Below are 7,870 nucleotides of genomic sequence, written 5' to 3' on the forward strand. Positions count from 1 at the left end.
CGATCACGAGCGGCGCCGACATGCGCAAGAACCGCGCCGGCGTCATGGGCAAGGCGCAGACGCTGATCAAGGCGCTGCCGTGGCTGGAGCGCTTCCACGGCAAGACCGTCGTGATCAAGTACGGCGGGCACGCGATGACCGACGAGGCGCTGCGGCACCAGTTCGCCGAGGACATCGTGTTCCTGCGCTACGCCGGCCTGAAGCCGGTCATCGTGCACGGCGGCGGCCCGCAGATCAACGCCGCGCTGGAGCGCAACGGCATCGACTCGACGTTCACCGCCGGCCTGCGCGTCACCACCCCGGAGGCCATGGAGATCGTCCGGATGGTCCTGACCGGGCAGGTGCAGCGCGACGTCGTCGGGCTGATCAACCGGCACGGGCCGTTCGCCGTCGGCATGTCCGGCGAGGACGCCAACCTGTTCACCGCAGAGCGCAAGCACGCGCTGCTCGACGGCGAGCGCGTCGACATCGGCCAGGTCGGCGAGATCGTCGAGGTGCAGGTCGGCGCCGTCCGCGCGCTGCTGGACGACGGCCGCGTCCCGGTCGTGTCGAGCATCGCGCGCGGCGACGACGGCGAGGTGTACAACGTCAATGCCGACACGGCAGCCGCGGCGCTCGCCGTCGCGCTGGACGCGGCGAAGCTGGTCGTGCTCACCGACGTCGAGGGCCTGTACGCGGACTGGCCCGACAGCGACGACGTGATCGACCGGCTGACCACCGACGAGCTGGCGGTGCTGCTGCCGGACCTGTCCGCCGGGATGGTGCCGAAGATGGAGGCGTGCCTGGCCGCCGTGCGCGGCGGCGTCCCGCAGGCGCACGTCCTGGACGGCCGCGTCCCGCACTCGCTGCTGCTGGAGATCTTCACCGACGAAGGGATCGGAACGATGGTGCTGCCCGGCCTCCCCGGCGGACCGGTCACGGGAGACCCCGAGTGAGCGGCGACGACCTGCGCAAGCGGTTCGAGGCCGCGTTCATGCCGAACTACGGCGTCCCGCCGGTCGCGCTGGCGCGCGGCGAGGGCTGCCGGGTGTGGGACGCCGACGGCCGCGAGTACCTCGACCTGATCGCCGGCATCGCGGTCAGCTCCCTCGGGCACGCCCACCCCGCCCTCGTCGAGGCGGTGGCGGCGCAGGCCGCGACCCTCGCCCACACCTCCAACCTGTTCCTGCACGAGCCGGAGGTGCTGCTCGCCGAGCGGCTGCTCGGCCTGCTCGGCGGCGACGGCCGGGTGTTCCTCGCCAACAGCGGCACCGAGGCCAACGAGGCCGCGCTCAAGCTCGCGATCAAGTACGGGAAGGCGAACGGCCGGACGTACTTCGTTGCGGCGGAGAACGGGTTCCACGGCCGCAGCATGGGCGCGCTGTCGCTGACCGGCAAGAACGCGATCCGCGAGCCGTTCGGGCCGTTCGCCATCGACGTCCGGTTCGTCCCCTACGGTGACGCGGACGCGCTCGAGGCCGCCGTGGACGAGCGGTGCGCCGCGGTGTTCCTCGAGCCCGCCCAGGGCGAGGCCGGAGTCGTCCCGCCGCCGGACGGGTACTTCGCCGCGGCCCGGCGGATCTGCGACGCGACCGGCGCGCTGTTCGTCGCCGACGAGATCCAGTCCGCCATCGGCCGGACCGGCGCCTGGTTCGCGTTCCAGCACGAGGACGCGCGGCCCGACGTCCTCACGCTCGCCAAGGGCCTCGGCGGCGGCCTGCCGATCGGCGCCTGCGTCGCCTTCGGCGACCACGGCGACATCTTCGCCAAGGGCGACCACGGCAGCACGTTCGGCGGCAACCCGGTCAGCGCCGCCGCCGCCCTCGCCGTCCTGGACACCATCGACAAGGACGGCCTGCTCGCCAACGCCGCCGAGGTCGGGGAGACCCTCGCCGCCGGCCTCGAGGCGATCGACCACCCGCTGCTCAAGGGTGTCCGGGGCCGCGGCCTGTGGCGCGCCGCCGTCCTCACCGGCCCGCACGCGCCCGCCGTCGAGGCCGCCGCCCGCGACGCCGGCTTCCTGATCAACGCGCTCCAGCCCGACGCGCTGCGGCTCGCCCCGCCGCTGACCCTCACCGCCGCGCAGGCCCGCTCGTTCACCGCCGCGTTCCCCACGATCCTCGACGCCGCCGCGTCCGCCGTGAAGGAGAGCTGACCCATGACCGTCCGGCACTTCCTGCGCGACGACGACCTCGCGCCCGCCGAACAGGCCGCGGTCCTCGACCTCGCCGCGCAGGTCAAGAAGGACCGGTTCGCCCACCGGCCGCTCGAGGGCCCGCGGTCGGTCGCCGTGCTGTTCGACAAGCCGTCCACCCGGACCCGGCTGTCGTTCACGGCCGGCATCGCCGAACTCGGCGGCAACCCCCTCGTCATGGACGCCGGCACCAGCCAGCTCGGCCGCGGCGAGACCATCGCCGACACCGCCCGCGTCCTCGAACGGCAGGTCGCCGCGATCGTGTGGCGGACCGCCGGCCAGGAGCGCATCGAGGAGATGGCCGCCGGCACGGCCGTCCCCGTCGTCAACGCCCTCACCGACGAGTTCCACCCCTGCCAGATCCTCGCCGACCTGCAGACGGTCCGCGAGGCCAAGGGCGGCCTCGCCGGCGCGACCCTCGCCTACTTCGGCGACGGCGCCAACAACATGGCCCACTCCTACCTGCTCGGATGCGCCACCGCCGGGATGCACGTCCGCGTCGCCGCGCCGGCGTCCCTGCCGCCCGACCCCGCCGTCGTGGCCCGCGCCACCGAGATCGCCGCGGCGACCGGCGGATCCGTGGCCGTCACCGACGACGCCGCGCGAGCCGCCGCCGGAGCCGACATCCTCGCCACCGACACATGGGTGTCGATGGGCGAGGAGGGCAAGGACACCTCCCGCTACGAGCCGTACCAGGTGAACGAGGACCTGCTCGGCCGCGCCGACCCCGCGGCGATCGTCCTGCACTGCCTGCCCGCCTACCGCGGCAAGGAGATCACCGCCGGCGTCCTCGACGGCCCCCGCAGCCGCGTGTGGGACGAGGCGGAGAACCGGCTGCACGCCCAGAAGGCCCTGCTGGTCTGGCTGCTGGAGCGATCCCGGTGACCACCCCGATGACCAAGACCGCCCGCCAGTCCCGGGTGATCGACCTGCTGACCCGCCACCCCGTCCACTCGCAGGGCGAGCTCGCCAATCTCCTGCAGGACGACGGCGTCGAGGTCACCCAGGCCACCCTCTCCCGCGACCTCGTCGAGATCGGCGCGGTCAAGCTGCGCGCCGACGACGGCAGCCTCATCTACGCCGTCCCCGGCGAGGGCGGCGAGCGGATCCGCCGCGCCCGCACCGGCGCCGCCGAGACCTTCGCCGGACGGCTCTCCCGGATCGCCGCCGAACTGCTCGTGTCGGCGGAGGCGTCGGCGAACCTGGTCATCGTCCGCACCCCGCCGGGCGCGGCCCAGTACCTCGCCTCGGCGATCGACCACGCCGAATGGCCGTCGATCCTCGGCACGGTCGCGGGCGACGACTCCATCCTCGTCATCGCCCGCGACCCGAACGGCGGCGACGAGGTCGCCGAGGGGCTCCTGCGGCTGACCGCCGGCCGGGAACGACGAGGCTGACCGCCGCGCCCGCCGCGCGCGGCGGGACCGCCCCGCCGCACCGAGCGCCCGACGCGCGCCCCCGCACCGGGGCATGGTGGGATGGCGGATACACGAACGCACAGCGCCGAGAAGAAGAGGAATTCCGTGACCAAGGCACCGACGCGACTGTGGGGCGGCCGGTTCGAGGGCGGCCCGTCGGACGCGCTCGCGCGGCTCTCGGTGAGCGTCCAGTTCGACTGGCGGCTCGCCCCGTACGACCTGATGGGCTCCCGCGCCCACGCCCGCGTCCTCAACCGGGCCGGGCTGCTCACCGACGACGAGCTCGAGCGCATGATCGGTGCCCTCGACGACCTCGAGGCCGCCTGCCGCTCCGGGGAGTTCCGCCCCGCCGTCGCCGACGAGGACGTCCACACCGCCCTCGAACGCGGCCTCCTGGAGCGCCTCGGCGCCCTCGGCGGCAAGCTGCGCGCCGGCCGCAGCCGCAACGACCAGGTCGCCACCGACCTGCGCCTCTACCTGCGCGACCACGCCCGCCAGATCGTCTCCCGGCTCGTCGAGCTGGAGACCGCGCTGATCGCGCAGGCCGAGCACAACCTCGGCGTCGCCGCGCCCGGCATGACCCACCTGCAGCACGCGCAGCCCGTGCTGTTCTCCCACCAGCTGCTCGCGCACGTCCAGCCGCTCACCCGCGACATCGACCGGCTCCGCGACTGGGACAAGCGCGCCGCGGTCTCCCCCCTCGGCTCCGGCGCCCTCGCCGGCTCCTCGCTGCCGCTGGACCCGCAGGCCACCGCCGCCGAGCTCGGCTTCGACGCCGCCGCACCCAACTCCATGGACGCCGTCGCCGACCGCGACTTCGTCGCCGAGTTCCTCTTCGCCGCCGCGCTGACCGGCGTGCACCTGTCCCGCCTCGGCGAGGAGATCTGCCTCTGGGCGTCACAGGAGTTCCGCTGGATCGAGATGGACGACACCTACGCCACCGGGTCGTCGATCATGCCGCAGAAGAAGAACCCCGACGTCGCCGAGCTCGCGCGCGGCAAGGCCGGCCGCCTCATCGGCCACCTCGTCGGCCTGCTCACCACCCTCAAGGGCCTGCCGCTCACCTACAACCGCGACCTGCAGGAGGACAAGGAGGGCGCCTTCGACGCCGTCGAGACGCTGCTGCTCGTCCTGCCCGCCATGTCCGGCCTGATCGCCACCATGCGGATCAACACCGAGCGGCTGGAGACCTCCGCGCCCGACGGGTTCGCCCTCGCCACCGACCTCGCCGAGCTGCTCGTCCGGCGCGGCGTCGCCTTCCGCGACGCCCACGAGGTCGTCGGGCACCTCGTCGTCTGGTGCCAGGTCAACGACAAGGACTTCGACGACCTCACCGACGACGAGCTGGCCAAGGTGTCGCCGCACCTGACGCCGGACGTCCGCGAGGTCCTCAACGTCCAGGGCGCCCTGGCGTCCCGCAAGGCCTACGGCGGCACCGCCCCCGACCGCGTCCGCGAGCAGATCGCCGCACTGCGCGCCCAGGTCAACGACCACGCCTCCTGGGCCACGGGCGCCTGACCGGCACCTGGAGCGGAGCGCCAGCGGAGTGGAGGGTGTCGGTCAGGCTTGCTTTTGCCGGGGGGTGTGGGGGGTCGTCCCCCCCACTGGGGTGCTGACCGGCACCTGGACCGGAGCGCCGGCGGCGCCCTCTAGGCTGGTCGACCGGCGGACCACCCCCTAGACCATGGTGAGGCGATGGACGGCACGCTGCTGCCACGGGACTTCTTCGACCGGCCGGTGGACGAGGTGGCGCCCTCGCTGCTCGGGCACGTGATCACGCATCGCACGCCCGACGGCGAGGTCGCCGCGCGGCTCACCGAGGTCGAGGCGTACGCAGGCCCTCTCGACCCCGCGTCCCACGCCTACCGCGGCGAGACGCGGCGCAACGCGGTGATGTTCGGTCCGCCGGGGCACGTCTACGTGTACTTCACCTACGGCATGCACTTCTGCATGAACCTGGTCTGCGGACCCGAGGGCACGTCGTCGGCGGTCCTGCTGCGCGCCGGCGAGATCATCGCGGGGGAGGACCTCGCCCGCGCCCGCCGTCCGAAGTCCACCGTCCGCGACCTGGCCCGCGGCCCCGCCCGGCTGTGCCAGGCCCTCGGCGTCGTCCGCGACCAGAACGGGCTGGACGTGTGCACTCCCGGCGGCGAGATGACGATCCTGCGCGGCGAGCCCGCCGACCCCGCGCTGATCCGCAGCGGACCGCGGACCGGCATCAACGTCGCCAAGGAGGTGCCGTGGCGGTTCTACGTCGACGGCGACCCGACCGTGTCGCCGTACCGGGCGCACGTCCCGCGCGTCCGCGGGAAGGCCGCCGGGCGGGCGTGACCTCCGAATATCGTTGGCGTGGGCGTCCGCCCATCGGGCAGTCTGGTGAAAGAGCCGGACGGCAAGGCTGAGACGAGGGAGAACGTGACCGACATCCTGGATGACCTCGCGTGGCGCGGCCTGATCGCGCAGTCCACCGATCTGGAGGAGATGCGGGCGCTGCTCGCCGCGGGGCCGGTCACGCTGTATTGCGGGTTCGACCCGACGGCGCCCTCGCTGCACCTCGGCAACCTCATCCAGATCCTGATCCTGCGGCGCTTCCAGAAGGCCGGGCACCGCCCGCTCGGCCTCGTCGGCGGCGCCACCGGCCTGATCGGGGACCCGAGCGGCAAGAGCGCCGAGCGGGTACTGAACTCCGAGGAGACCGTCGCCGGATGGGTCGAGCGGATCCGCGGCCAGGTGTCGCGATTCCTCGACTTCGACGACGGCCAGACCGGCGCCACCATGGTCAGCAACCTCGACTGGACCGGCCCCATGTCGGCCATCGAGTTCCTGCGCGACATCGGCAAGCACTTCCCGGTCAACCGGATGCTCGCCCGCGAGACCGTCAAGGCGCGCCTCGACACCACCGGGATGAGCTACACCGAGTTCAGCTACGTGCTCCTGCAGTCCATGGACTTCCTGGAGCTGTACCGCCGGCACGGATGCGTGCTCCAGACGGGCGGCAGCGACCAGTGGGGCAACCTCACCGCCGGCGTCGACCTCATCCGCCGCGTCGAGGGCGGCAGCGCGCACGCGCTGACGACGCCGCTGCTCACCAAGGCCGACGGCACGAAGTTCGGCAAGACCGCCGGCGGCGAGACGTACTGGCTCGACCCCGAGCTGACCTCGCCGTACGCGTTCTACCAGTTCTGGATCAACGCCGACGACCGCGACGTGGAGAAGTTCCTCAAGGTCTTCAGCTTCCGCTCCCGCGAGGAGATCGAGGACCTGGTCAAGCAGGGCGCCGAGCGGCCCGCCGCCCGCGTGCCGCAGCGCGCACTCGCCGAGGAGATGACCACGCTCGTCCACGGCGCGGACGAGACGGCCGCGGTCATCGCCGCCTCCAAAGCACTGTTCGGCCAGGGGGCGCTGAAGGAGCTGGACGAGCGGACCCTCAGATCGGCGCTGGCGGAGGTGCCCCGCACGGAGATCCCGCCGGGCGACCTCCCGCCCGTGGTGGACCTGCTGGCCACCTCCGGGCTGTGCAAGAGCAAGTCGGAGGCCCGGCGGACGATCACCCAGGGCGGGGTGTACCTGAACAACGCCAAGGTCGAGTCGGAGGACGCCGCGCCGACGTCCGGCGACCTGCTGCACGGGCGCTTCCTCGTCCTGCGGCGGGGCAAGCGGAACATCGGCGGCGTCGAGGTGACCGCGTCCTGAACCGCACGCGGCGAGCGCCCGTCCGGATTTCCGGGCGGGCGCTCGTCATGTCCGGGGAAAGATTGGGTAGACACACGTCACAGTGCGGTCACGAGGGGCCCCATCTTGGCCGTTTTGAGCTCAAAAAATACCCTCTGACCTGGTTAAACGTCTCCCGGTGGGTCGATTTGACGGTCCCTTCCCCGGGACCTAATGTTCTACACGCCCCACGGGGGAGCGGGACGCCGACAAGGCGGCCGGCCCCGGGGGAACCTCCACGAACCGGCTGGGGCGGACGTGTCCGCATCTCAAAAGGGGCGATGGGGGCCGAATCGCCCAAAGTTTGACAAAGCGGGCGGAACGGGTAGGCTTGAAGGGTTGCCCCGGAGCGGGGCTCGCGAGAGCGGGTCCGGCGCGGTGGGTGTCCGTTTCTTGAGAACTCAACAGCGTGTTAAAAGCCAGTGCCTTTATCGATCCGGCCGGCAGGCCGGGTCGCCCCGTGGCCATCCTCGTTCGCGAGGGTGGTGGGGATTTCTTTGAGGCAAAGCGATCTGTTTTCGGATGGATCGTGTTGCTGGGATTTTCTTCTGAGGTTTGGCTGCTTCGG

The 7,870-nt window shown here is 72.4% G+C and carries 7 protein-coding genes; all 7 read left to right on the forward strand.

Annotated features, from left to right (window positions below):
* Positions 1-20 precede the first annotated feature (20 nt).
* The 7 genes from argB (at position 21) to tyrS (ending at position 7,284) form a co-directional block, all read left to right on the forward strand.
* On the forward strand, positions 21-935 hold the full coding sequence (gene argB, locus F8568_RS40200) for an acetylglutamate kinase (RefSeq protein ID WP_151599050.1): 915 nt from the start codon (positions 21-23) through the stop codon (positions 933-935).
* Entirely contained in the window at positions 932-2,134 is a 1,203-nt protein-coding gene (locus tag F8568_RS40205) for an acetylornithine transaminase (RefSeq protein ID WP_151599027.1), read from the forward strand. The genes argB and F8568_RS40205 overlap by 4 nt, the downstream gene beginning before the upstream one ends.
* A gap of 3 nt (positions 2,135-2,137) precedes the next feature.
* Positions 2,138-3,058 (forward strand): ornithine carbamoyltransferase, encoded by a 921-nt coding sequence (gene argF, locus F8568_RS40210; protein ID WP_151599029.1) that lies wholly within the window; start codon positions 2,138-2,140, stop codon positions 3,056-3,058.
* A gap of 8 nt (positions 3,059-3,066) precedes the next feature.
* Positions 3,067-3,570 carry an arginine repressor gene (locus F8568_RS40215; RefSeq protein WP_151599052.1) on the forward strand — a complete coding sequence of 168 codons (504 nt, stop codon included), beginning with the start codon at positions 3,067-3,069 and terminating at the stop codon, positions 3,568-3,570.
* Positions 3,571-3,696: 126 nt separating this feature from the next.
* Positions 3,697-5,109 (forward strand): argininosuccinate lyase, encoded by a 1,413-nt coding sequence (gene argH, locus F8568_RS40220; protein WP_151599031.1) that lies wholly within the window; start codon positions 3,697-3,699, stop codon positions 5,107-5,109.
* Between the two features lie 177 nt (positions 5,110-5,286).
* On the forward strand, positions 5,287-5,922 hold the full coding sequence (locus tag F8568_RS40225; protein ID WP_151599032.1) for a DNA-3-methyladenine glycosylase: 636 nt from the start codon (positions 5,287-5,289) through the stop codon (positions 5,920-5,922).
* A gap of 84 nt (positions 5,923-6,006) precedes the next feature.
* Positions 6,007-7,284, forward strand: a complete 1,278-nt coding sequence (tyrS, locus tag F8568_RS40230; RefSeq protein WP_151599034.1) for a tyrosine--tRNA ligase — start codon at positions 6,007-6,009, stop codon at positions 7,282-7,284.
* Positions 7,285-7,870: the final 586 nt, after the last annotated feature.

Origin of the sequence: Actinomadura physcomitrii, assembly GCF_008923205.2 — a bacterium.
In the GTDB taxonomy this organism is placed as follows: Bacteria; Actinomycetota; Actinomycetes; order Streptosporangiales; family Streptosporangiaceae; genus Spirillospora; species Spirillospora physcomitrii.